Origin of the sequence: Nostoc sp. DedQUE07 (assembly GCF_034530975.2) — a bacterium.
Taxonomy (GTDB): Bacteria; Cyanobacteriota; Cyanobacteriia; order Cyanobacteriales; family Nostocaceae; genus Nostoc.
Genome location: NZ_JAVRCC020000025.1, coordinates 1 through 24,964 on the forward strand (window position 1 = coordinate 1; position 24,964 = coordinate 24,964).

Consider the following 24,964-nt stretch of genomic DNA (forward strand, 5'->3'; position numbering starts at 1 on the left):
ATAAGCTGACACTATTGATAATCAGTTCGCTTAACTCAAAACCTTGCCTACCAAGGCTTGTATCTTACCAGGCAATGATTTTAGGACTTGTGTATACACCGTAGCTCCTTGTAGGAGAGGGTAGGGGGAGAGGTTCTTCGAGGATTACTGGATTGGTGTTCTAGAATGAATGATTTATGAGTTAAAAACTTTATTTACTCATAACTTTTATTAAGATGCCAATAATTGCCGAATTAACCTGGCCACAGCTTTCTGCGTGAAGCGGTTGGCAATTTGTTGACCTAAACGTTGTACATCTGAATTTACCAATAACTGAGTAATTTGGGATGTAATTTGCACTGGGTCAAAGCCTCTTGTTTCTCGGAGAATACCTAATATACGTTTGATATGCTCCAAAGTTTGTTGTTGCTCAACTGTAGCTGCTGGAGTTTTATTAACTGCTGTCAATCCTACCCGTTCTCGTAACAAAGAGGTAAAGTTATGCAAAACATTTTTACCTAAAGCATCGAGTCCGTTAACAGATTCATCTACTAGCTTGTCACGAATAAAAGCACCGCGTTCAGATGACAGAAATTCTATTCCCTGATTCAGCACTAAATTAAAGTCGTAGTCTTGACTATTACGCGCATTTTTTAACAAGTTTTCTAAGCGATTCCAGCGAAATCTGCCATCTTTAAATAGCAAATCTTGCAATGATGCTCTTAATTGCGGTGCTGGATCTGTTAACAGGCGTTTAGAAACGTAGGGATAAGCTTCGCTAAGAACTTTAAAGTTTGGATCTATATATATTGCAATACCTTCAAGCGTCACAAGGGAACGAATAATTAAAGCGTAGTAGGGCGGTACGCGGAAAGGATACTCATACATCAAAGCTGATAGTTCATCGGTGATGCTTTTAATGTTTAGTTCGGCAACGCTGGCTCCTTGGGCATCAGCAAAAACTCTGGCAAAAGCTGGGATAATTGGTGTTAAATCGGTTTCTGGTGATAAGAAATCTAATTTAACGTAATCTTTTGCTAATCCTTCAAAGTCGCGGTTGACGACGTGGACGATCGCTTCAATCAAACCATAACGCTGTGGTGGTTTAATCTCGCTCATCATCCCAAAGTCGAGATAAGCTAATTTGCCATCGGTTGTCGCTAACAAATTACCAGGGTGGGGATCTGCATGGAAAAATCCATGTTCTAGCAGCTGGCGCAGGGAACACTGCACACCCACTTCAATGAGATAACGAGCATCTATCCCTTGGGCACTAATTTCTTCTGTCTGGGTTAATTTAGTGCCGTTAATCCACTCCATCGTCAGGACGCGACGATTGGTGTATTCCCAGTAAATTTTCGGTACGTATACGTCTTTTATATGACCATATAACTCGAAAAATCGCTCGGCATTTTCACCTTCATGGATGTAATCCATCTCTTCAAAAATGCGATCGCCTAATTCATCAAGAATCCCAACTAAGTCACTTCTTACCCGTTTGACTTTTTTCTGCACCCAAGCGGCGAGGTTACGCAAAATATACAAGTCAATGGTGATTCCCTCTCTTAAGTCGGGGCGTTGAACTTTAACAGCGACTTCTTCACCAGTTTTTAGCTTACCTTTATACACTTGCCCCAATGAAGCCGCAGCAATTGGCTGCGCCGAGAGTTCGGCGTAAACCTCTTCTGGAGGTGCGCCTAATTCTTCTTGAATAAACTGGTAAGCAATTTCGTTGGGAAAAGGCGGTAATTGGTCTTGTAATTTAGTTAATTCTTCTAGGTATACGGGAGGAACTAGATCCGGTCTGGTGGATAAAGCTTGTCCAATTTTGATGTAAGCAGGCCCTAATTGGGTCAGCAATACTCGTAGCTGAGTGGCTCGGCGGCGGTCATTTTTGACGACAATTCCCCGTTTACTATCCGACCACAATCCAAATACAAAGGATAGAGTTGGCCCCAACACGGCAAAAATCCGCCGTAAAACTTGCACTTTTCTATTTTGATAATGCGCCGCTATGCCCACGGGATCGTAAAGCGTCTCAGGTTGGGCTGCTGTTCTCACCTTTTGGGCTGCTAAGAGTCTTGGTGAGCGTACAACTAACGTTGATGTACCATCTTCTGGCACTACATCAATAACATTTAATTCGTCGCCTCGGCGATTTGTGCCGTTGCGACTGTCCTCCTGAATCGGTCGGGAACTAGGGGGAAGTGTCTTAACAATCATGAAGAAGGCCACCAGTCAGAACGATCACATTAAGTATTGTAACAATATGTTTAGAAATTGGGAATTGGGCATTGAAAGAGGCAGAGGGGCAGGATGCGGGGGGCAAAGGGGAAAATTCTCCCTTGCTCCCTGCTTTCGTTCGACTACGCTCACGGCAAGCCTGCTCCCTTGCTTCTTTCCCTGCTCCCCACTCCCCACTAGTCTGCTACACTTAAACGGGCATACTAGTTCAATAGTATTAGGTATTGCTAGTTGCTCAAAGATGAGACTTATTATCCTGTAAATTAGAATTATCCGGCATCTGCCCTCATGGAGAATTTGGCTTGATGTTGCTTTGCCTGCGAATTGAAAACTTTGCCCTAATTGACCAATTGGAATTAGAATTTGGCGCGGGACTAAATGTGTTAACAGGTGAAACCGGCGCTGGAAAATCGATTATCTTAGATGCCATTGATGCTGCTTTGGGCGGTAAAGTCTCTAGTAGAGTCATTCGCACGGGGACAAGTCGGGCGATGGTAGAAGCTACTTTCACCTCAAACGCTCCCCTAGCCGCTTGGTTGACCGAACAAGAAATAGATTTGCTTGATGAAAATTCTGTAGTCATTAGCCGAGAAATCACAGCCACTACGAGTAATGTCCGCAGTCGATCGCGGGTGAATGGTGTGTTGGTAAATCGGCAGATTATGGCAGGAATGCGCGATCGCTTGGTGGAAATCACCGCCCAAGGTCAAACTGTACAAGTGGGACAATCTGCCCAAGTCCGCGACTGGTTAGATTTGTATGGCGGCGACTCTCTAATGCACCAACGTCATAAAGTCGCCGCAAGCTTCAGTGCTTACCAACAGGCGCATTTAGCACTAGAAAAACGCCGGACATCGGAACGGGAACGATTGCAACAACTCGACTTGCTTACTTATCAAGTGCAGGAATTGGGAGCAGCGAATCTCAGTGAGCCTAATGAATTGGAACAGTTGGGACAAGAACGGGAACGCCTGAATCATGTCGTCGATTTGCAACAAATGAGTTACAAGGTTTATCAGGCTTTGTATCAAAACGATCATGAAACTCCCGCCGCAGGTGATTTATTGGGAGACAGTGAGGCGACATTAAATGACATGGTGGAATACGATAACCAACTACAACCCCTATTGGAGTTGGTACGGGACGCGCAAGCTGCGGTAATGGAAGTGGGAAGGCAAATTAATGCTTATGGAGATGGTTTAGAAGCCGATCCGCAGCGATTGGAAGAGGTGGAAGAACGGATTCAGGAGTTAAAGCAAATTTGTCGTAAGTATGGGCCGACACTACAAGAAGCGATCGCTTATTACCAACGTATCCAAGGGGAATTAGCCCAACTTAACGACAGCGAACAATCTATCGAAAAGTTAGAACAGCAAGAAAAGACGTGTTTTGAGAAACTTACCCAAGCAAGTAATCAGTTAACTCAATTGCGGAGTAAGGCGGCTGCTAATTTAGAATCACGTTTGATCGCTGAACTCAAGCCCCTAGCGATGGAAAAGGTAAAATTTCTGGTTGAAATATTACCAGCTTTCCCAACTGCGATGGGAGCAGATAAAATTACCTTTATGTTTAGTTCCAACCCCGGTGAACCACTGCAACCTTTAACAGAAGTTGCCTCTGGTGGCGAAATGAGCCGTTTTTTACTGGCGCTGAAAGCTTGTTTTTCTCAGGTTGACGTAGTTGGGACAATGGTATTTGATGAAATTGATGTCGGGGTTTCAGGAAGGGTAGCCCAAGCGATCGCGGAAAAATTATACCAGCTAAGTCAACGCAACCAGGTGTTATGTGTTACCCATCAACCTTTAGTTGCGGCAATGGCCGATCGGCATTTTCGGGTAGATAAGCAAACTATCAATCAAGGTAAAGGTAAAAAAGCTAACAATGATAATGCCGAACAGCGTACCGTTGTTAGAGTTACTACCTTGGATAATTTAAACACCCGTCGAGAAGAATTAGCGCAGTTGGCTGGTGGTAAATCTGCAACTGATGCGATCGCTTTTGCAGAATCTCTATTATTACAAGCTGCTAACCACCGTAGCACGAAGCATACTTGACCAAATAGTTACGAATTAGTAATTAGTAATTACTAATTACTAATTCGTAATTATAAATTTAGGCTGCCAATTCTGAAAGCCGTAAACCAGCAATATTCTCACAGGAAAAAGTCTCTTTGCCCATACATCGCCGACAGATTAGCTCTATAATTTGCCCTGCCCAATTGCGGAAAAACCATTGACACAAGGAATCATCTTCTTGAGGAGTTAGAGACAGAGGAATAAAACCTTTCTTCTGCCATACTTCTGCTGCTGTATAGATATCATCAACAAGAATCGCAACGTGATGGACAGTATTAAAACCTTGCTGTTGGAATAAGCTAGCAATCTGTTCATCTGGTGCGTTAGGCGCAAGCAGTACCAAAATCATGCCTGACGGCATTAAGGCTGAGAGAAAGTACATACTAGCATCTTCAGGCAATAGGTTTTGCTCAGGACAAAAATCATCAGGCCATTTTCCTGGCCCTTCAGTAATTTTGGCATCATAGTTAATCAGAGCTTTAGCATAGTTTGTAAGAGCTTCTGAATCAGGAAACAACAGTACATAGTGATCTACGATAACTCGTTCACCAAAAAGATGTATGCAAAATGATGAGTTGAGAAATTCTGGAGTCTTGCACCCATCTTTATACAATAGCAATCCATGATTTTCTACAAAAGGCGACTCCTTATTCATTGAAGTTTTGGCTAAGTTAAAACCTTTTCTAGGATTTAATGGAAGGTTGTTGTTCATAATGCTCACCTATAAAAACAATCTATAGCATTTATTCAAATTTGAGGCTTAGAAACAAGGTTTATATCTACTATTATAGTCAAATACTTTGAGCTAATCTCAGACACCCGCAAGGCAATTATAGTAACTAATAATACTAACTGTCTCTAAACTGGTGCCGAATAATTCTTAACTTATCTCTTCCTTTTATTCCCGATGAAAGCTACGTAGTAGCTTGTCTCTTTGTATTCTTCTGAGCGAGACGCTGCACCTAGCAAGCCAGGAACAGCTTTGTTGCCCTCCCACTCTAGATAATTTTTCAAGTATACGAGCAATCTGTTATTTGAAATTTTCAAATACAGCATTATAGTCTTTCTACTCATGAAGCCCATTTGTCAAGTCCGATCTATACAAATTTAAATGAGTTTACCCTGCATATTTAAATAGAAAAAGTATCTAAAAATTTGACATAAGCATCTAAATATTTTTCATTGTATAGAACGGTGAGTTTTTATATATTTTTTAGGTAAATAGCATTAATTACAAGTGTTTTTTGGAGTTAGTAAATTTCCTAAAAAAACTCTGTAATTTAATCCGAAAAGCTCAAGATTAGAAATTAAAAAAACAATAAAAAAGCTACATATGAAGCTTAATTGTGCTTTGTGATATTTATTAATGAAGCCAAATTTATGTCCTAATAGGAGAATTAACTCTAATGGCATCTGATTCAAATTCTGTTTTTGGTAATCCCGTTAATAGTGGTGGTCAGGCTAGCAACCCCAGCGATCCTTTCGCATCTGGAGGCGCTTTTGGCATCCCAACGGCTGAAAGCTTCGATTTTGATAAGTATGGAATTCCCAAAGAAGGCAGTTTCGATCCTGCTAAGTATGACATCCCAACGGCTGACAGCTTTGATCCTGCTAAGTATGGTATTCCAAAAGAAGGCAGCTTTAGTTTAGGTAGCTCTGGCATCCCAACGGCTGATAGCTTCGACCCTTCTAAGTATGGTATTCCAACGGCTGATAGCTTCGATCCTTCTAAGTATGGTATTCCAACTGGAGGCAGTGTACCAAGTTTTGGTGGTGGTGGGCCAACTGCTTAGTGGCAATTGTATAACTTGAAAGGCAAATTCAAGTTATACATAATTCTAAAAGTCTGGATTTATCTATCTTTTAATTACGTGATGTGCAACTTTCACTAAACAAAAATCCCATCCGAGCAAAAGATAACAATTATAATTTTGTAGCTTTTACATAGGGTGGGATTTTTATTATCTATGGAAGACTTAGTAGTGGATATAACTCCATCATCTAATACTGCCATTTTAAATTTATTTATACTCTTGCAAAGCTCCTAACTTACGAATTCCTGGCCAAATCATAGCTGTAGCAATCACTACTAAAATTGTGCCAATTCCACCACCCACAACAGAAATCACTGGGCCAAATAAAGCCGCAGTCAAGCCGGACTCAAAGCCGCCTAATTCATTTGAAGCACTAATAAACACGCTATTAATAGCAGCAACCCGACCACGCAAATGATCTGGTGTTCTGATTTGAACTAATGTATGGCGAATCACAACGCTAATACTATCTAGTGCGCCACCAAGGATCAGCATCAACATAGACAGCCAAAAAGAACGAGAAAGTCCAAAGATAATTGTTACAACCCCAAAGCCAACCACTGACCATAATAAGGCTGGGCCTGCTTTGCGTAATGGTGGTAAATACGCCAGGGTAATCGCCATAGTCAAAGCACCGATGGAATGAGCTGCTTGTAGATATCCCAATTCCACTGGCCCCACGTGTAAAATATCTTTGGCAAAAATGGGGAGGAGCGCGATCGCACCACCCAACAATACTGCAAACATATCCAATGTAATCGCCGCTAAAATCAACTGATTCTGCCAAACAAATTTAGCACCGGCTGCAAGTGCTTTAAATGAAATTGGCTCAGTTGCGCGGATGACTTTTTGCTGTTTGATCGCCAGCGTTAAAATAAAACACAGTAAAGCGGCGATCGCTGCTAATACATAAACTCCTGTAGCACTTCCTAATAGCGCAATCCCAAATCCTCCGAAGGCTGGGCCAATAACAGCAGCTAACTGAAAGCTACTACTATTCCAGGTCGCTGCATTGGTAAAGGCGGTAACAGGTATTAATTGCCACATCAGAGCATCACTTGCAGGTTTGAGGAATGCCCTAGCAACACCCGTTAATACCAAACAGGCGTAAATTAGAAAAATTGCACCCTGAGTATAGGAAAGTACCCCTAAAGCTAAGGAGCAGAGGGCTAACAACATTACCGAGAGTAACATGGTCACTTTGCGATCGCGACGATCGGCAACATCTCCGGCAATTAAGGTGAGAATAATCATCGGTAGGACTTGCGCTAGTCCTACACCACCTAAAGCGATCGCTGAGTTAGTCCGCTCATAGAGTTCCCAGCCAATCGCTACAGTTTGCATTTGCGACCCCACGAACAGCACTAGCCGTCCGATGGTAAATAGCCGATAGTCTCGAAACTTAAAGGCTGCAAAGGGATCGTGTTGTGCAACCTCAAAGTTATGGGGCTTTGAGTTCTGTTTTCTCGAAGACATTTTTTAGTAGAGTTAAGCCTTCTTCAATGTTGGAAATTTGGTCTTCTGAAAGACCTTTGAGCAGATCGCTAATATGAGCGCGAGTTTGATCTTGAGATTGCTTGAGATGGTGTTTTCCATCTTCAGTTAAATTGAGCAGTACCCGCCGCCGCTCTTGGGGATGAGCAATCCGTTTCACAAAGTCGCGTTGTACCAAGCGTTCTATGGTTGCTGATGCCGTGGCAGAGGTGACACCTAAATGCTCTGCTAAGTCAGATAATGAAGCACCAGGATTGCGGTTGATAAATGCTAGCGATCGCAACTGAGGTATAGATAAAAAAGCGGCACTATGGGCACGCATATCCGCTCGGATAAACCGCATCACTAATGGAACTGTTTCCATTACTCTAGCGGCACATTCTTCGGAAGTTGCACCTTGATTAGGTTTATCCAAGGTCATGGGCTTGTTGTTCTCCTAGTTACATGGCCACCCGTGGATAAAGTTTTCCACCAAGAATGGCCAAAATTATTAATGTTAATAAGAGAATTGTACAATCCAGACCAAAGCCATAGATGCTAGTGCCATTCAACAGCATGGTGCTACGTAACCCGTCAACCAGATAAGTCAACGGATTTAAATGGGAAATGAACTTTAACCAACTGGGCATCAACGAGATCGGATATATGGCATTGCTAGCAAAAAATAAGGGCATGGTTAACAATTGTCCAATACCCGTCATCCTTTCTCGGCTTTTCACCAAACAGCCAATAATTAATGAAAAAATACAAAATGTTCCCGCCCCCATTATGACTAGCAGCAGTACTTGGAGAATAGCTAGGGGATGAAGATTTAGTTTGACACCTAACAAAAATGACAATCCGTAAATGAATATTACCTGAGATAAGCACCGTACCCCACATGCTAGACCTTTGCCCAACACCATCGCTACACGAGGTGTAGGACTAGCTAAAAATTTATGTACAATTCCTAAGTCTCGCTCCCAGATTAGCGTCATCCCACCACTAAAAATGGCCACAAACAAAATGCTCTGAGCCAAGATGCCAGCAGAAATAAAGTCTAAATAGGGTAAGTTTCCTGTAGGAATCGCGCGAGTCCGCGAGAAAACTTGCCCAAAGATTAGCAGCCATAAAGCTGGTTGCACAGCTCGAACGACTAAATCAGTGGGATCGTGGCGGAGTTTACGGATTTCCAATTCTGCGATCGCCAGGGTTTTCGTAACTAGCTCTTTAATTGCAGAGATCAAATTTACTCGGACGGTGGGTGGTGCTTTAACCCAACCGTTGAGCAGCACGTCTGGTTCTCGCTGTGTCACGGTAGTTGACTCCTGATGTTAACTGGTCGCCTGTATAGTGAATAAAGACATCATCCAAAGTTGCATTTGGGTTATCTAAAGAAGCTTTTAAGTCGGTTGGTGTACCTGTAGTAACGACTTCACCTTGTTGCATAATCGCCACTCGGTTACATAAGCTATCCGCTTCTTCTAAAAAGTGGGTTGTTAAAAATATAGTTGTGCCGTAATCAGCACAGAGTTGTAGTACAAGCTGCCATACTTGAGTTCGAGCGATGGGATCTAGTCCGACAGTCGGCTCATCAAGAAACAGAATTTGGGGTTGATGTAGAACTGATATGCCAATTTCCAGCTTACGGATCATCCCACCAGAGTAGTTGCGTACCAAGCGTTTCGCCGCATCTTGCAAACCCATGTATTCTAGAATTTCATAGATGCGGCGATCGCGTCCTTTGGCAGGTATTCCATACAGCTTGGCGAAGATTAAGAGATTTTCGTAACCCGTAAGACTACCATCAGCAGACAGCGCCTGGGGTACATAGCCGATAGCCCGCCTCACAGGATTAGATTGACGAGTCACGTCATAGCCAGCTAAGGTTGCTTTCCCTGCACTGATAGGCAGTAAAGTTGTCAACATCTTAAGAACTGTACTTTTCCCTGCGCCATTGGGGCCAAGGAGTCCAAAAACTTCGCCCTGTTCTACAGATATGCTCAGGTTATTAACTGCCGTGAACTTCCCAAAACGGCGTGTGAGTCCCTGAGTTTCCAGAATCAACGGTTTTGGTTCGCTAGCAGGTTGCGATCGATTTATTTTTCCCGTCAGTATTGTCACAAGTTTGATGCACTTCTATTAATTAGTAAACCTAACTATTAGCTTCTCAATAGATTTACCAGAAGTCAATAGACTTCTGGTGGAAATTTGAATCAGAGTAAAAGGAAACTCAGTAAAGTGGCGGCAAAGTTATTGATGGGCGAAGTATCACTGGCAAATTAACCGCAAACACTTGCTAGGATAGTCAATAGGTGAAAAAATGTTCAGAATGCCTACTGCTGTTCAAAATCCTCCACTCCGTAATGCACTGAAATTTGACGACTTGCGAGTAGATGCTGAAATGCTATGAAGTAAGGGAGTGTCAGTGTAAATACAGTTGCTACCTTACTAAAAATCTTGCTTGAATGGGATTGTATTAAGTAATCTGACAAAATTAATCACATATTGATTCTTCACTAGACAAAACTTTGAGTACAGATTTTGTGTAATTAATTATGTTCCAAATTTCAAAAATTTATACTCTTGACTCAGTGTTAAATACTTAGTCTCAAAGCATAAATTCCTAGCTTTAAGCCGTCGATATCACCAAGAGATATAGTTTTGTTTATAAAAAAACTTATATTTAACAAACTCACTAGCAATCATGGAAGACATATTTGAATGGCTACAAGATCAGTTAGGTAGCTTTTTGCTTTTATTAGTATTAAAGCGCTTGCGCTTGGGAATATCAATAGCGATTATTTTATTCATTGTAGTCATCTTGTGGAGGATAGGTAACCAAATAAAGCCCGCTAGAAGTAATAGTTCAAGTTACAACTATACGCCTTGCTTAAATATGAGTAAGGTTCCTACTTTGAGGATGGGAAGTAAAGGCAAAGCTGTAGAAGTCATGCAACGACGACTCAGTGATCTAGGATATTCTACTACTATTGATGGAGAATTTGGCAAGGCTACTCAGCAAGCAGTTGTGAATTTTCAGAATAGCCGAGGGCTAAGATTAGATGGTGTAGTTGGCGATAGAACTTGGATCGGCTTATTTAAGCAATGTTAGCCGTGATTCAGATCAACTCCGATACTTGAACGTAATTGCATAGTCGTATTGACTTTTAGCTTCAACCAAGATCCCTAAAATCCCTGTGTAACCAAGCTTTAGCCTAGCTGCAACCATACGATCATGACGTTCATCAATCAAAACTCGATCTGCTTTCATTTCCAACGCTAGAGCGATGGCTTCAGCTTCACCAATATCCAGTTCATTGCTAAGTACTTCAACCAATGTTCGATCTTGAACTGGACGAGTTTGAATCCAGATAAAAGTTTGGACTTCAATTGCACCTGCAACTGGAAAGTTGGGATCAGTCACTTCTCGGTAGACAGCTTCAGGAATTAGGACTGTTCCGTAAAGCTGTTGTAGTAAATGAAGATGGTTAATGGCGGCGAGGTTATTAATGGGCGAAGTATCACTGACAACGATCACAGTCTACCCATCGCCCGCAAGTTTTCTATATCTTGTTCAAAATCCTCGACCCCATAATGCACTGAAATTTGACGACTTGCGAGTAGATGCTGAAATGCTATACGGTTTATCCCTGCAAATCGGCTGGCTTGAGCAAGAGTTAACTTTTCTTTTTAAAAAAGCATCACCGCAATTTCCTGTTTCATTTCGCCTTCAGTCATCCGAGTTGCGGTTAATATTTCATTAGGAATGACGACGTTCATAATTATAATCCTCTCTATCACTACTATTCTAAGCAGCTTGGGCATCGCCAAGTGATAATCAGGTAAATTAACCGAACCGTATCCTTTTTATAAATCTTGTTCATGTCATAATATAATGCTTTGTTCTGATTTGGGAACCCTAAGAATAATATTTGAGTACTGAATACGGTCTATATGGCAATAAAGGATGTTCTTGCAGATTTCGAGGGAGATGATTTCGTCACTCCCAGAATTATTCGTGCTGCTCGCAGTTTTAATGGTCAAGGTACTTCACTTTATTACTATATTGATGCTAAAGATTCTGATGGGCTTGTTGCTGGTCTAAAACTAGACTTCTTTAAAGAAGTTCGCTTTACTAACTTTAAGAAACCTCACCCAACAGAGAAATATAAACCTTATTTTGATAAATTCATTTCTGGATGGTCTTGTAGCCATGATGATGTGTTGGAATGTTTTACATCATCGAATTCAATAACAAAAGTGCAATTAGACAAGATGGCTAAACATTGGAAAATTCCTGTAGAGCGATTTATCAATACCTTGTTATTTGCATATATGTTGTTGTGGGATGCTGAGGATGATGGCTGGCTTGATGGATCTGATTGGAACGGCGGAGATTTCAGGGGTTCCTTACCTTCACCAAAGCGATGAAGTATGAATAAAATTAGAATTGAGTTGTTGGATATAGTAGCACTGACAGTTGATCTGCCTGAATACAACCTGTACCGTGGTCAAGTTGGCGCAGCAGTAGAATTATTAGCTGGCGGTGCTGCATTTGAAGTTGAATTTAGCGATGCCTACGGCGGGCTACGCCTACGCTCTGGCCGCACTTATGAATCTATCGGTTTACGCCCAGAGCAAATTATGGTGTTACATTTTGAGCCAGCATCCCCTGATTCAGTACGGTCAATGGTGACAGTCTAAGTTGTTGTGCCCAGAGCGATGCCTACGGCTGGCTACGCCTACGCAGTTTTATAGATATTCTGAAATAAAATCATATCTATAAACCTTCCGCAAAATATCCGATTATGGCGATCGTTGTTTCCCTAAGCCCAGAATTAGAAGCACGACTGCGCGAGAAAGCTACACAGCAGGGAAAAGATGTTAGTTTGGTTGCAGCCCAATTGCTAGAGGCTGTCCTAGAGTGGGAAGTGCAAGACTCAGAAGCAGCTATTAAGGGTATTCAGCAAGGATTAGAAGACTTTGAAGCGGGTAGATTCCGTTCATTTGATGATTTTGCTGACGAGCAACGTCGCAAGTATAATCTGCCAGCCGATTCATGAAATACCGCATTGAAATCTCTAGTGTAGCTGAAGCAGAAGCAGACAGCGCATTTTTGCAGTTATCTCAAGTTACTTCTCCTGAAAGGGCAAGTCAGTGGTATGCAGGATTACTACAAGTCATTGAGTCTTTATCGCAAATGCCAAGCCGATGTTCTCTAGCGAGAGAAAATGATTATTTTAGCCAAGAAATTCGCCAGATACTTTACGGTCGAGGACGCAACTCATACCGAATAATTTTCACGATTTTGGCAGGACAAGAAATATCCACAGTGCGTGTTCTTCATATCCGTCACGCTGCACAGTAGACCCTTGGTGAAGCACCGGATGACTCTGAGACGACCTAAAGACTAGTAACCGCACGGGAACTGGAGCATATTAAATATGTACCAGCAAAGCGATCGCATCTGGTAATTTTGAGAGCGATGCCTATGGCTGGCTACGCCTACGCATTAAAAATTATTGAAAAATTGAGCGCTTGTTGACAAAAGCCTGATTAGTAATCACAATGTAATTACAATCAAGGATAAATATCCTCATGGGGACAGCAATTAGAACCCGTATTGTTAAAATTGGGAATTCTCAAGGTATCCGCATTCCTAAACTTCTGCTAGAACAAAGTGGTATTGGTGAAGAGGTGGAAATTGAAATTCAAGATTGTCACCTAATTGTCCGTGCTGCCTCTCAATCGCGTCAGGGGTGGGAGGAAGCATTTGCAACTATGGCGAAGCAGCACGACGATGCACTGCTGCTCGATGATGCGATAACTACAGAGTGGGAGCATCGAGAGTGGGAGTGGTAGTCAATCGATTTGATGTGTTTTTGGTTAACCTCGACCCAACGATTGGCAGTGAGATTCAGAAGACAAGACCCTGTGTAGTAATCTCACCAGATGAGATGAATAAATATATTGCCACGATTATTGTTGCTCCGATGACAACTAAAGGACAGTCTTATCCGACTCGTGTCACTTGTGAGTTTCAGGGTAAGGATGGACAAATAGTTCTAGATCAAATTCGTACAGTTGACAAAACTCGATTAGTCAAAAAGCTAGGTCAGATTGACTCTGATGAACAAAAAGCAGTTTTAGATACCTTGGCTGAAATGTTTGCTGAATAATATGCCTAATAATTCTATAAACCGGATAGTTATACCAATTCTTTATAGCTAGGAGTTATATAACATCTCTGGTTATCTTCAACATTTTATTTCCACCAGGCTGGAATTCGTATTCAACCTTTCCAATATCTATTTTATAACCCATTGAAGTGTAATATTTTACTATTTCATCTAAATGTTGTGAGTGTTTCCACATTAAAGTTATGAGGGGAAATATTCGGACTTCTTTAGCAATACGCAGCATCTCACCTATAGAATCTAAGTGAAAATTGTAATCGAGATGATCTGAATATAAAAATAATAAATGCGAACAAAGGGCTAGATCAAACTCTTGATTATTATAAGCCAATTTTGGCAATTCACCGACTGCATACCTGTTACTCTTTTTGCCAGTTTCATAATCAGACAGAAATTCTCGAATAACTTTCACTCGATTGTGTCGCAAATCATCTGGAGATTTATGATAGCTCCATACCCAATCATTCGTTGTAGCCTTGACTTGATTAATGATGTTATCTACCACTTCATTAAATCTTTGCAATATTTCATCACCAGAAAATTGGTAGAGTGGATCAACAGAGACTACACTTTTACCCTGACGTGTCAGTTCTGCATTAAAGCTTGCTGGCCCATCTCCAATCCCAATGATTTTTTTATTTAAATCTGCATTTTTTAAATTGAATATTTTTATATATTCATCCATTGATCTCCCAAAAGGAACTACTTTATCAAGAACCATTGCCATAGAATTTACCTCGTCAATAGACTGATTAAACAGGATGATAGCATCAAAATGTTTTATTTACTGAGAGACGGCAATCATTCAGAAGCGCGTTAAGTTCTTTTATAACTGTCAAGGGATTTCTACCTCTAAATATAGCAGCGATCGCAGCTTCATAAGGATTTCTACCTGTTCTTTTGACAGCATTTATTGCAGCTTGATTTGATAATCCTCGGACACTAACTAGCCATGCCGCTAATACATGTCCAGTACGTCCAATTCCACCGGAACAGTGTACAACAACTTTCTCATTTTGTTTCTCAGCTTCTATTAAGAAAGGAAGTATTTTCTGTGTGAGGGTTTCTAAATCAGATAAATGGAAATCTGCAATTGGTGCCCAACAAATTAGCTGATTCCCAAATTCCTGTTTGTATATGTTTAGAAGATTAGAGTAAGAACCTAGCTGTTGTTCATCAAGAAGACAGCAAACACGCTTGATATTTTGGCGCTTCATGAACTCTATCCAATCCTGAACATTCTTGTCAGTGTATCCAGGTCGCGCAGCACCAAAGACTATTTGCTCCTTCTCCCAAGCTGGGGCAAATTTGTACATATTTAACTGTCTAGAATCGAGGTTGATAAATCTTACCAATGGCAGAAAATAGCAATGGCTGCGCCAACGCTTTCAGCGAACGCCGTTTAAAAATCTTTCTACAGTCAATGCCAACTAAAGTAACTATACTTAAAAGCCTAATACAATACCTACGTATACACACTATATTACTTTAGAGTTATACTGCACTGCATCTAATCTACCTGGAAAATAATAAGGTAGAACGAATGCTAAGAATAAAGTTTTTCAATAAATTTTATATTTTTGTGAATTGTCTTGCTGCCTATACTACCTCTAATGCTTATTCTTAGGACTTTTGCAGCTTACTTCGCTTACTCCAGTAGTTACCTTGACTAATCAATGAGGTTAAGAGAAACTAACTAAATACTGATGCGTGTGCTTATAATATTAATAAGTTTTGTAAAGATTCTGAGATATATATGTTGAAAAATGGAACATTAGTTAACAAATGGCAAGTTTATATCTAGTAAAAATGTTCCTATGGCTATATTTGTAGCCTTCTGCTAAGGCAGTAGAATTTAAGCGTACTTATCCTGGTTGGCCAAAAGAATGGAGACATTAGAGTTCATAATTTATCCAGACGGTCGGGTACAAGAGAAAGTCACTGGCATTGTGGGTAATTCTTGCGCTGAAGTTACAGCAGCAATAGAGGCGCAGCTGGGGCAAGTACTTAATCATGAGCCAACCTCAGAATATTTCGCCGCCAAGGTGCAGCAACCTAATGTGGCGAATACACACACCACTTACAGCGATTGGTAAGTTTTCACAGTAGTTTAGTGTTATTAATTCACAACCACCATGTCACACTTTAGCCAAATTAAGACTCAAATCCGTAACCTTGATTCTTTGAAAGATGCTTTGACTGAATTGGGCGTAGACTGGAAACCCGGCCCGCGCGAAGTCCGTGGCTATCGCGGTCAAACCCATCCTGCAGAAGTTAGTATTGAGCAGGAAAATGGCTATGACATCGGCTTTAGATGGAATGGCAAGGAATATGAATTGGTGGCTGACTTGCAATATTGGCAACAAGATTTGTCTGTAGATGGATTTTTGCGCCAAGTAACACAGCGCTATGCTTATCAAACAGTTCTGAAAGAAACTGCTCGTGTTGGTTTTCAAGTTTCTGAACAACAAAAAAATGAAGATGGTTCAATTCGCCTGGTAGTACAGCGCTGGAGTGCGTAATGGCTGATTTTCTGCCGTCACTGGAAGAACAAGAAGATAACCGTTCCGGTTTGGAACCAGAATTAGGGGGTTTTTTACGGGATGCCCCAGAACGTTCTGGTTTAGAACCGGAATTGGGTGGTATGCTACGCCAAAATGGTGTTTATGTTGACGAAATCACCTGTATTGGTTGCAAGCATTGCGCTCATGTTGCGCGTAACACCTTTTATATTGAACCAGATTACGGGCGATCGCGCGTGGTTCGGCAAGATGGGGACGCTGAGGAAATTATCCAAGAAGCAATTGACACTTGTCCGGTTGATTGCATTCATTGGGTTGATTACACTGAACTGAAAAAATTAGAAGACGAGCGCAAATATCAGGTAATTCCTTTAGTGGGTTATCCTGTAGAACAGGCAATTGTTGCTAGCGAACGTCGGCGTAAAAAGCAAAAGTTAAAAACCAAAAAATCCCGTTATTAAGATAAAAACGTTAAATCAATATAATAAAGGACTGGAATATCCAGTCCTTTTGTTTTTCGTTATGTAGTTAATTTCTGATGTCCGGATAATTTTGAATTCCCTGTAAGAGCTAACTCTCTTCATTTGAAATTTAGAGGATTGTGTTGTGAAAGTAATTTTTCTACTTTTGCCTTGTTTAACCTATGTAGTCAGTAGAAACTGGCACAGGATTTGTACCAGTTTTACAAGTGGCATTAAAAGGATAGTTTAGTTATTCATCTGGAAAAGTCTGTACCTTGCCATCAGGACTCAGAACAACTCGAATTCTGACATTTTGTCCATTTTTATTAGCGGAAACAAAAGGTTTGCCAACTTCAGGCATCCCAGCGTTATCAACGAATTCTCTTGCTGCCTTATTAAGGGGGAAAATTCGTTCAATTGTGCCGTCAACACCAACTATCAAACTGTACTCTAATGTTTGTCCCAGCCCAGTAGGTGGTTGCCAACGCTTCGTTAGGTATTGTCTAGCTTCTGCTACTTGAGGTGTGTCAAATAATGTGCCAGTAGCTACTTCTCTGGATGTGGGGTTTTTATTTGCGTCCCCTAATTGATCGATAAAGGGATTATTCTCCGCAGTCCTAGAGGAGGGAAGTTGTGAAGCAGGTTTTTCTCCAGCAGAAGATTGCTGTAAGGAACGGATTCTTTCGTCTAGCTGTTGTGAGGTTAGCGGGGAGGGTTGGGTTGGGGTATTGACACGATTCTTATTGGGTATGGTGTCAAGAGATGGAGGGAGGACTGGTGAGATATTAGTTGGTAAGCTATTGGCGTTAGAAGATAGTCTGGGTGGCAAATTCCGCAGTTGAGGGATATTACCAGCACCGGGTTGGGAACTTGACCCAGTTGGATTCTGTGCCAGATTTGGTAATATGGCAATTTCCTGGCTTGGAATTTTGCTGGATGCTGAAGGCATCGCTCGATTACTGGGAAGGGTTGCAGTCGTCCCTTGAGGTATTGTCAATGTATTTGGTGGCGGTGCAGAAAAACTATTAGAACTAGGGGCTGTTAGAGGTGCTTGGGGTAAAGTGGATGTGGAAAGGGGAGGGGTAGAACCTAGCAAATTGTTTGATGGAGGGGTTAGCCTAGGTTCAGGGGTGGGAAAGTTTAGTGAGGATGAAGGTTCTAGAGCAGTCTTTACTGCTTCTGAATTTGATGTTTTGGCTGTCTGCTGTTGCTTTTCTCTAATATTGTTAGCATATTGCCAAGTAACTGGTAAAAAACCTACACCTAATACTAATACTGCGGCAACAGGTGCCCAAGCAGGGAACCTCAGAGTCGAATCTGTGCTGTTGAGAGTTGGAAGTGCCATGACATCAGTTGAGTATTCATCTAAAGCACTTGCCAAATCGAATAGTTGCAGCAAACTGAGTTGAATTACGGGGCCAGATGAATAGTTGGCCAGAGAACCAAGAAATAGGTTGTGAGTTAAATAGCTACTTGGTTCTAAGTAGATATTTGCTCCTGGAATCTGGTTACTAAAAGCATTTAATGTTTTTGTTGAAGACTTTAATTCTGGATCGTCCAGTGCTGTGCTTGACTCCTGGGTACTGGGGAAACTTACCCAAAAGCTTTCTGGAGACTGTTGGAGGAATTGCTGTACATAGTTAGTGACGGCATCACATAAAGCTTCAAGTTGCTCGCGATCGCCCCGAATTGGAACTCTTTGTTCTTCTGGGAGTCGGGGATCGTCAAAACGTAGCTCAAAACTCAGATGTTTGAGGACAGTTTTCCCCATCCAACGAGACAGAGGTGAGCTTTGCGCGAATACTTCTAGCGTGCAAGTCGGTGGTGTGTAGCAACGAATAACTGAATTTGATAGAGGCATGACAGGAACTACGAAGAAGACTATATTGGGATTTTGCAAAAATTGAGCCAGTTGCTTGCAAAGAAAAGTTGGAACAGTGGATTCTTCCACTCAGAAATTTGTCAGGTTCCTTCTGTTATGCAAACTGGCGTGCAAGGAGGAGGCATTATTGATAGTGCATCGCTCAAGAACTAATGACCATCAAAAAGGAATCCTTACCTAGCAAACTTTTGAAAACGAATTTTGGTTGAGGAATTTCAAATCTAAAATTTAAAATTTTGTTGAACGGTCTATAAGTGCTAGCCAGAGACGGCGATGCCCACCAGGAGCGCTGTAAAAAAGTAAATCTACAAGCAGTTTTAAGGCCAGGTTAGTTAGTAAATCCGTTGAGATTTGCTCGTCCTCTTCCATCCGCTCTTGGTAGGTGTTGCAAAAAGCATCAATATAGTCTCCAAGTAAAGCAGCCTGGTGAGGTTCCCGGTTATTTTCTGCCATTTGTTCTAACAGACCGACAGCACGGCGAATCAATTCCTGGTGCTGTTTGGCTAGGTAGCAGACGATCAAAACAAGCGATCGCGCTTCTTCGACATCTAACTTTTTTCGCCCTCCTTGACCTTTGCGTAGAGGATTTGATTGGCGCAATCGCCATAAAGCTACGCGGTCTGGCACTCTTGACTCTAAATTCAGATCGGTTGCCGCCGAAAGCATTGCCTCTGAACCAATCCCAGTTAAGGTTTCTAGCGCTAACAGCACCAAGTCTAATTGGGTTTTGATATTGTCCCATTGAACTGTGTTTGGGGCTGGAAGCTTGATTAAATCCTCCCACTGGGAATTTGGAGTGGCTGAGTTGGCGGCCGAGTGCATAACTTTTAGCATAGGTGATCGAGCTGATAGGGGATGTTGCTGTTACCCATTTTGAAACCAGACTCTTAAGAATCAAGCTTGGTTTCCCATAGATAGCTATGAGCCGGAGGCTTCAGCTAGCTTTTATAGGTGGTAAACAGTAGGTATCTTTGTCTTACTCTAGATGAAAATTTATTTTCGACAAAGTAAAAAATTATCAATTCTAATTAAGGTTTACCCAACTTTCGCTGTTAGCTCCGTATCAGAGTATAAATAAATTATTGTTTTGAATGTTAACCGCTAGCGATCGCTAAGTAATTATGTAGAATACCTCCTAATTTGTTTGCATTTTTAAATTTTGAAATTTCTTGATATTTATTACTTGGTCTTAATATATACATAATTACTCTACAAATATTTTTCCTGTTTGCTAAAGGCACTTTTTGCTGCTGGACATTACCCCAACTGAGTTTTACTTGTGTGCGGCCTGTCATTTCAGTATAGGCTGGGCAACATCAGGACGATTGACGCCTCCATAAATAAAACCGATGACAAACTTAAAAATTTGATAAAGTCAGCCTTTGAAGATATTGACAATTGATTTACTCCAACTAAGTTGGTAATGCAACTTTAACCACAAACCACGCACATATCAGAACTTATTTATAAAGTTAATGGGCAGAGGTAATAGTTTAGACATTCACCAAAACCTATGCTTAAATATGGCTTAATTTCATTACTTCACCCAAGCGAATCACTCTATAATCATCACCAATCTATTTCAAATGGTAAGTTGAAAACACTTTCAGGAAGAGACTTTAGAGGATTTCCATAGAGAAGTATACTGTTCTTAAGTCCAGATAAATTCCTAATACTATCTGGTAATTCGGTTAGCTGATTGTTTATAAGCTCTAACTTTTCTAACTTAGTTAGGATACCTATACTCCCTGGTAATTGAGTTAATTTATTGTCATTAATAATTAGTTCTCTAAGATTTCGCAATTCACCAATACTCTCTGGCAAAGAACTTAAAAATCCCCTTTCAAGCCTCATAACTGTTAATTTTTGCAGTTTGCCAATAGTATCTGGTAACTTATGTAGTTTGGGATTGCGGCTGATTTCTAAATAATCTAAATTACTAAGATTACCTATAGTATTAGGTAGTGACTGTATAACTGTAGAGTTAATTATCAGTTCTTTTAAAGAACTAAGTTCTCCAATATTGTCAGGTAAATTCTCAAAATTAGCAAGCGGTCTCATTGATTCCATCAACTCTAACCGCTTAAGATTTTTGAGTTTACCAATACTGTTTGGTATTGCTTTCAAGCGTGAACAATCAGCAATGTGCAAAACTTCTAAATTTGTAAGATTACCGATACTTTCAGGTAGATATTCTAATTCACATAAATCATAAATTTTAAGTATTTTCAAGTTAGTTAGCTTTCCAATAGTTGTTGGTATTTGTTCAATTCCATAAACTATATTGTGCGATTTACTATAAATTGTTAATTCTTCTAAACTTAATATGTCGCCGATAGAATCAGGAATAACAGAATCCCTGTACCTATGAGAAAAACTCAAGTCTAGCCTCGTGACTTTGGTTCTTATGTCACTTTCAATTACTGCTTCAGCTTCTTGTAGAGTTTCTATTTCTATATCCATATAATTTATGATATATCTTATTTAATTAGAATATTAATGTCTGGTACTTATAGGTATTAAAGAAAAGGTAAGTAGCGTGGTTTCCTAACCTGTAAACCACGCTTCGTGAATCTCCTAATGTTTAGTTTGATAAGGGAGAAATAGCAAAATATCACTATTTTTATCCGACTAGCTATAACTTTTTTGAGTAGGCATTTATGATAATGTAAACTAAATCGGGCTACTAATTTGCTGTCTTATCCACACACGAAATGCTTTGATTGTCGCATTTCTGCCATTGGTTTTACTTAGCATCAAATATTCGGGAATCACTTGGTTTATTGAGAGATTGGGGAAAATATAACTGGTATTTGATTCTACATACTTACCATCAAAAAGCACGTTTATTTCTAACTTACTTCCATTCCATCGCCACAGTTCCGGTACTCTCAAAGATTGATAATTATTAAAACGAGTGCGAGAGGTAATATCAATTTCAATAGCAAAATCTGGAGGCGGGTCAATTTCTAAATTGATTCTATCTTTGCCCCTAATTTTAGCTTCATTTTGAATATAGAAACAATCATCGGGTTCTACCCCAGCATCCATACTTTCCTTATCAAAAGTTGTAGAACCTAAACTCCAAAATTCTAGATCGAGTTCTTCTAATAAAACTTTTACCAAATCTCCAATAATAACTTTAGCTACTTCATGTTCTGGCAATGGAGCCATTATTTCCAGCATCCCTTGACTGTAACCTATGCGCGAACTGCGATTGTCTCCTAATTCTGCTAAAATGCGTTTGTATGCCGACCAGGAGACATCTTTAATCAACAACTGATGACCGGCTCTAACAATTAGTTGATTGAGTTCAAGTAACATAGCATTCCTGCTTTTTATTTGATGTGAGCAACGGTAACACCAGTGCCGCCATCAGCTTGTTCTGCTGGTTCGTAGTTGTTCACTCTAGGATGCTGTTGCAAAAATGCGTGAACTCCTTGCCGAAGTTTCCCAGTACCGTAACCATGAATAATCCAGACTGGGCCTGTAGCTTCCGAAATGGCTTTATCTAAAATGTATTCAGCATCAGCTACCCGTTTTCCACGCAAATCGATGGTATTTTTGGAAGTCCGAATTTCTGGGACAGCTGGCGGTGGGGGGGTTACTGCTGCTGGGGCTGGTTTGGCTTTAACAACTGGTTCGGGTTTTTGACCATCTAGAGATTCAACATCTTGCAACTTCACGGTCATCTTCATTAGCCCAAAGCGAACGCTTAACTCGCCATCTTCATCAGGAGCAGCGATCACTTCTGCTATCTGTCCCAATTTGGGAACGCGGATGCGATCGCCTATCTTGGGCATAAACCCAACTTTTGGTTTTGCTGGCGCTGCTGGCTGATATTGCTGGCCAATTTGATTCAAAGCATTAGTAGCTTGCTGCGCCTCTTGGGCTGTGGGCGTACCTTTCTGCAAACGGCGAATTACTTGGGCAATTTCACTTTTTGCTTGAGCGATCGCTTGTTGGACTGCTATTTCCTGGGAAGCCCGCAAACTGCTTTCCCTTTCCTCCAAACTTGCGGCTTTTGCAGATACTTCTTTATATAAACGTTCCGCTTGCTGCAACAAAACTTGGGCTTCCGCAGCTTTGGTTTCTTGGCGGCGGCGTTGCGCTTCTAAGCCTGCAATTACCTGGTTAACTTCATCTGTAGCTTCTCCAACTTGGGTTTTCGCCTGTTGTACAACTTCTGGCTTCAATCCCAAGCGCAGGGCAATAGTCAGGGCGTTAGAACGTCCGGGGATGCCCCACAGCAGACGGTAAGTAGGCGATAGAGTACTTTCGTCAAATTCTACAGAGGCATTTTCAAACCGATCGTCTTCGTATTTCAGGGCTTTTAGTTCCCCGAAGTGAGTGGTAGCGATCGTTAGCTGGGAATGGTTGGCGAGATATTGCAACAAGGCGATCGCTAAAGCACTACCTTCTACTGGATCGGTTCCTGCACCGACTTCATCAAGTAAAACTAGGGAATTGGGCATAGGGCATGGGGCATTGGAATCTTTTTCATCTTCCTCTGCTTCCCCAGTTCCCAATGCTTCCAAAATCCGACTAATTCGGCGGATGTGTCCAGAGAATGTGGATAAACTCTGCTGTAAGGATTGTTCATCGCCAATATCTGCCAGCACTTTATCAAACCAAGGTATTTCTACTGGTTCGCGGGCGGGGACAAATAAACCCACTTTGGCCATTAATGCTGCTAACCCCAAGGTTTTTAAGGTTACAGTTTTACCGCCAGTATTGGGCCCGGTAATTGTCACTACCCGAATTTGCGGACTAATCAATAAATCTACAGGAATTACTGGTTGCCCTTGTTCGTGCTGTTGTTGCCACACTAACAGAGGATGTCGCAAGTTCCGCAAGGTAATCATTTCCCTGTCTTCGCGCTGGATAAATCGCGGGGGGTTTGCTCCTAGCCAGAAACTATATCGCGATCTAGCGGTTGCCAGATCCAAAGTAGTAGCGATCGCTAACAATCTCTCTAAATCTGGTTTGACTGCGGCTACTTGTTCCGTCAAAACACGGCGAATTGTTTCTTCTTCGGCTTGCTCTCTTCTGATGATCTGCCGCAGTTGGTTGCCTAGAGGTACTACTGAATTCGGTTCCACATACAGGGTGGCACCGCTGGTAGAGGTATCGTGGACTATACCAGGGATGGCATCTTTTTGGGGTGCTTTTACGGGGATAACAAAGCGATCGCTGCGTTGGGTAATCAGCTGTTCTTGAACTGCGCCAGATTTTGCCTGTAAGATATTTTGCAGCTTTTGAGTAATTTGGCTGCGTACTCGCCGCAAGTCTGTGCGAATTTCTCCCAGTTTTTGACTCGCGCGGTCAGTTACCTGGGCCCGTTCATCAATACAGCGATGAATTTCCTGTTCTAGTTCGGGATAAGTCCGCAAATCGGCAACCAAATCAGTCAATATCGGCAAATCTTCTTGATTGTCGATGACACGGCGCAAATTTCTGGCACCAGCGAGGGTGGTAGCGATCGCTAACAGTTCTTCCCCCGCCAAAACTCCACTGCGTTCTGCTCGTTCTAAGGAATCGCCAATATCTTGAATTCCTTCAAATGATAGTCCCGTGGTCAGGCGACTTTCCAGTTGGTAGATTTCTTTGGTTTGCTCTAACAACAGTTCGCTTTGGGTCTGAGAAGCAGGTATTTTCAGATGACGCGCAGCTGTCGCCCCCAGCTTAGTTGCGGCAAAGGTGGCAAGGTGCTGGCACAGGCGATGCCATTCTAATAATTCTAAGGTTTCAGATTGGATCAAGGTTTCAACATCTAATCTGAAATTATGGTAACAATTCTAGCTGCTAGATGGATAAATCTTAAAGGAGAAAATTTTGCTTTAATTAAATCAGCCAGCTAGTCCGTGGCAATAGCCAAGTAATAACTGGCACATTCAACTATCTTTTCTGAGAAAATACCCCAATATTAACTGCCATCGAAAACAATACAGAAACGAATTAGGCAGCAACTATTTCTTGGGCTAGAACGTAAGGTTGAACGATGAGAGTATTAAATCGTTTACTACGATCGCCATTCCATTCTCCCACTTGTACTGTTGTGGGTTTGGTAATCAATTGTTTATCAATCCATTGTTCCACTGATGGAATGTTATCGCTGGCGATCGCTACTCCAACATCCACCAAGTCTAGCTCAAGCGCCACCAAAATTACTGCATCTCGTTGTACATGAGGAATTAACCATTCCCACTCTGCCTCATCCAAAATTTCTGTTAATTCCGCTCTTAAATCCGACATTACTTCCCAATTATTTGTAAATAGCTATTTTTACATTATTCACTAGTTCCGAGTTCCTG

General features: G+C 41.4%; 27 protein-coding genes and 1 pseudogene. 12 read left to right on the forward strand and 16 right to left on the reverse strand.

Annotated elements, in window-relative coordinates; genetic code table 11:
• Positions 1-210: 210 nt before the first annotated feature.
• Positions 211-2,202 (reverse strand): AarF/ABC1/UbiB kinase family protein, encoded by a 1,992-nt coding sequence (locus tag RMZ95_RS19135; protein WP_322682280.1) that lies wholly within the window; start codon positions 2,200-2,202, stop codon positions 211-213.
• A gap of 326 nt (positions 2,203-2,528) precedes the next feature.
• Between RMZ95_RS19135 and recN the strand changes: the two genes are divergently transcribed.
• Positions 2,529-4,277: a DNA repair protein RecN gene (recN, locus tag RMZ95_RS19140; RefSeq protein WP_322682279.1), complete on the forward strand. Its 1,749-nt coding sequence runs from the start codon at positions 2,529-2,531 to the stop codon at positions 4,275-4,277.
• Positions 4,278-4,335: 58 nt separating this feature from the next.
• On the opposite strand, the gene RMZ95_RS19145 is transcribed toward recN, so the two are convergent.
• Positions 4,336-5,010: a VOC family protein gene (locus RMZ95_RS19145; protein ID WP_322682278.1), complete on the reverse strand. Its 675-nt coding sequence runs from the start codon at positions 5,008-5,010 to the stop codon at positions 4,336-4,338.
• Positions 5,011-5,704: 694 nt separating this feature from the next.
• Here RMZ95_RS19145 and RMZ95_RS19150 point away from each other — a divergent pair.
• Positions 5,705-6,091, forward strand: a complete 387-nt coding sequence (locus RMZ95_RS19150; RefSeq protein ID WP_409883190.1) for a hypothetical protein — start codon at positions 5,705-5,707, stop codon at positions 6,089-6,091.
• A 228-nt stretch (positions 6,092-6,319) separates the two neighbouring features.
• Here RMZ95_RS19150 and RMZ95_RS19155 read toward each other — a convergent pair whose 3' ends face one another.
• The 4 genes from RMZ95_RS19155 to RMZ95_RS19170 are packed head-to-tail and all read right to left on the reverse strand — an operon-like array spanning position 6,320 to position 9,709.
• Positions 6,320-7,588: an MFS transporter gene (locus RMZ95_RS19155; protein WP_322682276.1), complete on the reverse strand. Its 1,269-nt coding sequence runs from the start codon at positions 7,586-7,588 to the stop codon at positions 6,320-6,322.
• A complete protein-coding gene (locus RMZ95_RS19160) occupies positions 7,554-8,027 on the reverse strand; it encodes a MarR family winged helix-turn-helix transcriptional regulator (RefSeq protein WP_100902601.1) in 474 nt (157 codons plus the stop codon). Before RMZ95_RS19160 ends, RMZ95_RS19155 begins: the two co-directional genes overlap by 35 nt.
• A gap of 19 nt (positions 8,028-8,046) precedes the next feature.
• Positions 8,047-8,901 (reverse strand): ABC transporter permease, encoded by an 855-nt coding sequence (locus RMZ95_RS19165; protein WP_322682275.1) that lies wholly within the window; start codon positions 8,899-8,901, stop codon positions 8,047-8,049.
• Positions 8,858-9,709, reverse strand: a complete 852-nt coding sequence (locus RMZ95_RS19170) for an ABC transporter ATP-binding protein (protein ID WP_322682274.1) — start codon at positions 9,707-9,709, stop codon at positions 8,858-8,860. The genes RMZ95_RS19165 and RMZ95_RS19170 overlap by 44 nt, the downstream gene beginning before the upstream one ends.
• Positions 9,710-10,292: 583 nt before the next feature.
• On the opposite strand from RMZ95_RS19170, the gene RMZ95_RS19175 reads away from it, so the two are divergent.
• A complete protein-coding gene (locus tag RMZ95_RS19175; RefSeq protein WP_322682273.1) occupies positions 10,293-10,700 on the forward strand; it encodes a peptidoglycan-binding domain-containing protein in 408 nt (135 codons plus the stop codon).
• Positions 10,701-10,712: 12 nt separating this feature from the next.
• Here RMZ95_RS19175 and RMZ95_RS19180 read toward each other — a convergent pair whose 3' ends face one another.
• Positions 10,713-11,126 (reverse strand): DUF3368 domain-containing protein, encoded by a 414-nt coding sequence (locus RMZ95_RS19180; protein ID WP_322682272.1) that lies wholly within the window; start codon positions 11,124-11,126, stop codon positions 10,713-10,715.
• Positions 11,123-11,263, reverse strand: a pseudogene (locus RMZ95_RS19185) (UPF0175 family protein); the annotation flags it as partial. The gene RMZ95_RS19180 and the pseudogene RMZ95_RS19185, both read right to left, overlap by 4 nt.
• Positions 11,264-11,542: 279 nt before the next feature.
• On the opposite strand from RMZ95_RS19185, the gene RMZ95_RS19190 reads away from it, so the two are divergent.
• From RMZ95_RS19190 to RMZ95_RS19215, 6 genes are all read left to right on the forward strand, one after another.
• Positions 11,543-12,019, forward strand: a complete 477-nt coding sequence (locus tag RMZ95_RS19190; protein ID WP_322682271.1) for a hypothetical protein — start codon at positions 11,543-11,545, stop codon at positions 12,017-12,019.
• A gap of 3 nt (positions 12,020-12,022) precedes the next feature.
• Positions 12,023-12,292: a DUF4926 domain-containing protein gene (locus RMZ95_RS19195; RefSeq protein ID WP_322682270.1), complete on the forward strand. Its 270-nt coding sequence runs from the start codon at positions 12,023-12,025 to the stop codon at positions 12,290-12,292.
• A gap of 104 nt (positions 12,293-12,396) precedes the next feature.
• Positions 12,397-12,651, forward strand: coding sequence for a hypothetical protein (locus RMZ95_RS19200; RefSeq protein ID WP_322682269.1), 255 nt, complete (start codon positions 12,397-12,399; stop codon positions 12,649-12,651).
• Positions 12,648-12,956 carry a type II toxin-antitoxin system RelE/ParE family toxin gene (locus RMZ95_RS19205; RefSeq protein ID WP_322682268.1) on the forward strand — a complete coding sequence of 103 codons (309 nt, stop codon included), beginning with the start codon at positions 12,648-12,650 and terminating at the stop codon, positions 12,954-12,956. Before RMZ95_RS19200 ends, RMZ95_RS19205 begins: the two co-directional genes overlap by 4 nt.
• Positions 12,957-13,186: 230 nt before the next feature.
• Positions 13,187-13,450, forward strand: coding sequence for an AbrB/MazE/SpoVT family DNA-binding domain-containing protein (locus RMZ95_RS19210; protein ID WP_322682267.1), 264 nt, complete (start codon positions 13,187-13,189; stop codon positions 13,448-13,450).
• Entirely contained in the window at positions 13,444-13,767 is a 324-nt protein-coding gene (locus tag RMZ95_RS19215; protein WP_322682266.1) for a type II toxin-antitoxin system PemK/MazF family toxin, read from the forward strand. The genes RMZ95_RS19210 and RMZ95_RS19215 overlap by 7 nt, the downstream gene beginning before the upstream one ends.
• Before the next feature lie 55 nt (positions 13,768-13,822).
• On the opposite strand, the gene RMZ95_RS19220 is transcribed toward RMZ95_RS19215, so the two are convergent.
• Complete coding sequence (locus RMZ95_RS19220) at positions 13,823-14,512, reverse strand: SAM-dependent methyltransferase (RefSeq protein WP_322682265.1); 690 nt, start codon at positions 14,510-14,512, stop codon at positions 13,823-13,825.
• Between the two features lie 43 nt (positions 14,513-14,555).
• The gene (locus tag RMZ95_RS19225) at positions 14,556-15,101 is read right to left on the reverse strand and encodes a dual specificity protein phosphatase family protein (protein ID WP_322682264.1); all 546 of its coding nucleotides are present in this window, start codon (positions 15,099-15,101) and stop codon (positions 14,556-14,558) included.
• 570 nt (positions 15,102-15,671) lie between these two features.
• Here RMZ95_RS19225 and RMZ95_RS19230 point away from each other — a divergent pair.
• The 3 genes from RMZ95_RS19230 to RMZ95_RS19240 are packed head-to-tail and all read left to right on the forward strand — an operon-like array spanning position 15,672 to position 16,768.
• Entirely contained in the window at positions 15,672-15,881 is a 210-nt protein-coding gene (locus RMZ95_RS19230; protein WP_322673334.1) for a DUF2997 domain-containing protein, read from the forward strand.
• Between the two features lie 39 nt (positions 15,882-15,920).
• Positions 15,921-16,307, forward strand: a complete 387-nt coding sequence (locus RMZ95_RS19235; RefSeq protein ID WP_322660747.1) for a DUF1257 domain-containing protein — start codon at positions 15,921-15,923, stop codon at positions 16,305-16,307.
• Positions 16,307-16,768: a ferredoxin gene (locus RMZ95_RS19240; protein WP_322673333.1), complete on the forward strand. Its 462-nt coding sequence runs from the start codon at positions 16,307-16,309 to the stop codon at positions 16,766-16,768. Before RMZ95_RS19235 ends, RMZ95_RS19240 begins: the two co-directional genes overlap by 1 nt.
• 250 nt (positions 16,769-17,018) lie before the next feature.
• On the opposite strand, the gene RMZ95_RS19245 is transcribed toward RMZ95_RS19240, so the two are convergent.
• From RMZ95_RS19245 to RMZ95_RS19270, 6 genes are all read right to left on the reverse strand, one after another.
• Positions 17,019-18,629, reverse strand: a complete 1,611-nt coding sequence (locus RMZ95_RS19245) for a DUF4335 domain-containing protein (RefSeq protein ID WP_322673407.1) — start codon at positions 18,627-18,629, stop codon at positions 17,019-17,021.
• 249 nt (positions 18,630-18,878) lie between these two features.
• Entirely contained in the window at positions 18,879-19,484 is a 606-nt protein-coding gene (locus RMZ95_RS19250) for a DUF3038 domain-containing protein (protein WP_322660741.1), read from the reverse strand.
• Positions 19,485-20,219: 735 nt separating this feature from the next.
• Positions 20,220-21,113, reverse strand: a complete 894-nt coding sequence (locus RMZ95_RS19255) for a hypothetical protein (protein ID WP_322682263.1) — start codon at positions 21,111-21,113, stop codon at positions 20,220-20,222.
• Positions 21,114-21,323: 210 nt separating this feature from the next.
• Positions 21,324-21,974, reverse strand: coding sequence for a Uma2 family endonuclease (locus tag RMZ95_RS19260; RefSeq protein ID WP_322682262.1), 651 nt, complete (start codon positions 21,972-21,974; stop codon positions 21,324-21,326).
• Between the two features lie 14 nt (positions 21,975-21,988).
• Positions 21,989-24,412, reverse strand: a complete 2,424-nt coding sequence (locus RMZ95_RS19265) for an endonuclease MutS2 (RefSeq protein ID WP_322682261.1) — start codon at positions 24,410-24,412, stop codon at positions 21,989-21,991.
• Positions 24,413-24,608: 196 nt separating this feature from the next.
• A complete protein-coding gene (locus tag RMZ95_RS19270) occupies positions 24,609-24,905 on the reverse strand; it encodes a DUF2288 domain-containing protein (protein ID WP_289796739.1) in 297 nt (98 codons plus the stop codon).
• Between the last annotated feature and the right edge of the window lie 59 nt (positions 24,906-24,964).

Excerpts from the sequence above, each read along its gene's own strand:
- RMZ95_RS19205 (WP_322682268.1), top strand. The coding sequence starts at position 12,648 with ATGAAATACCGCATTGAAATCTCTAGTGTAGCTGAAGCAGAAGCAGAC.
- RMZ95_RS19175 (WP_322682273.1), top strand. The coding sequence starts at position 10,293 with ATGGAAGACATATTTGAATGGCTACAAGATCAGTTAGGTAGCTTTTTG.
- RMZ95_RS19245 (WP_322673407.1), bottom strand. The coding sequence starts at position 18,629 with ATGCCTCTATCAAATTCAGTTATTCGTTGCTACACACCACCGACTTGC.
- RMZ95_RS19160 (WP_100902601.1), bottom strand. The coding sequence starts at position 8,027 with ATGACCTTGGATAAACCTAATCAAGGTGCAACTTCCGAAGAATGTGCC.
- RMZ95_RS19210 (WP_322682267.1), top strand. The coding sequence starts at position 13,187 with ATGGGGACAGCAATTAGAACCCGTATTGTTAAAATTGGGAATTCTCAA.
- recN (WP_322682279.1), top strand. The coding sequence starts at position 2,529 with ATGTTGCTTTGCCTGCGAATTGAAAACTTTGCCCTAATTGACCAATTG.
- RMZ95_RS19235 (WP_322660747.1), top strand. The coding sequence starts at position 15,921 with ATGTCACACTTTAGCCAAATTAAGACTCAAATCCGTAACCTTGATTCT.
- RMZ95_RS19230 (WP_322673334.1), top strand. The coding sequence starts at position 15,672 with ATGGAGACATTAGAGTTCATAATTTATCCAGACGGTCGGGTACAAGAG.
- RMZ95_RS19240 (WP_322673333.1), top strand. The coding sequence starts at position 16,307 with ATGGCTGATTTTCTGCCGTCACTGGAAGAACAAGAAGATAACCGTTCC.
- RMZ95_RS19145 (WP_322682278.1), bottom strand. The coding sequence starts at position 5,010 with ATGAACAACAACCTTCCATTAAATCCTAGAAAAGGTTTTAACTTAGCC.
- RMZ95_RS19255 (WP_322682263.1), bottom strand. The coding sequence starts at position 21,113 with ATGGATATAGAAATAGAAACTCTACAAGAAGCTGAAGCAGTAATTGAA.
- RMZ95_RS19220 (WP_322682265.1), bottom strand. The coding sequence starts at position 14,512 with ATGGCAATGGTTCTTGATAAAGTAGTTCCTTTTGGGAGATCAATGGAT.
- RMZ95_RS19270 (WP_289796739.1), bottom strand. The coding sequence starts at position 24,905 with ATGTCGGATTTAAGAGCGGAATTAACAGAAATTTTGGATGAGGCAGAG.
- RMZ95_RS19200 (WP_322682269.1), top strand. The coding sequence starts at position 12,397 with ATGGCGATCGTTGTTTCCCTAAGCCCAGAATTAGAAGCACGACTGCGC.
- RMZ95_RS19250 (WP_322660741.1), bottom strand. The coding sequence starts at position 19,484 with ATGCTAAAAGTTATGCACTCGGCCGCCAACTCAGCCACTCCAAATTCC.
- RMZ95_RS19150 (WP_409883190.1), top strand. The coding sequence starts at position 5,705 with ATGGCATCTGATTCAAATTCTGTTTTTGGTAATCCCGTTAATAGTGGT.
- RMZ95_RS19190 (WP_322682271.1), top strand. The coding sequence starts at position 11,543 with ATGGCAATAAAGGATGTTCTTGCAGATTTCGAGGGAGATGATTTCGTC.
- RMZ95_RS19155 (WP_322682276.1), bottom strand. The coding sequence starts at position 7,588 with ATGTCTTCGAGAAAACAGAACTCAAAGCCCCATAACTTTGAGGTTGCA.
- RMZ95_RS19135 (WP_322682280.1), bottom strand. The coding sequence starts at position 2,202 with ATGATTGTTAAGACACTTCCCCCTAGTTCCCGACCGATTCAGGAGGAC.
- RMZ95_RS19195 (WP_322682270.1), top strand. The coding sequence starts at position 12,023 with ATGAATAAAATTAGAATTGAGTTGTTGGATATAGTAGCACTGACAGTT.
- RMZ95_RS19225 (WP_322682264.1), bottom strand. The coding sequence starts at position 15,101 with ATGTACAAATTTGCCCCAGCTTGGGAGAAGGAGCAAATAGTCTTTGGT.
- RMZ95_RS19260 (WP_322682262.1), bottom strand. The coding sequence starts at position 21,974 with ATGTTACTTGAACTCAATCAACTAATTGTTAGAGCCGGTCATCAGTTG.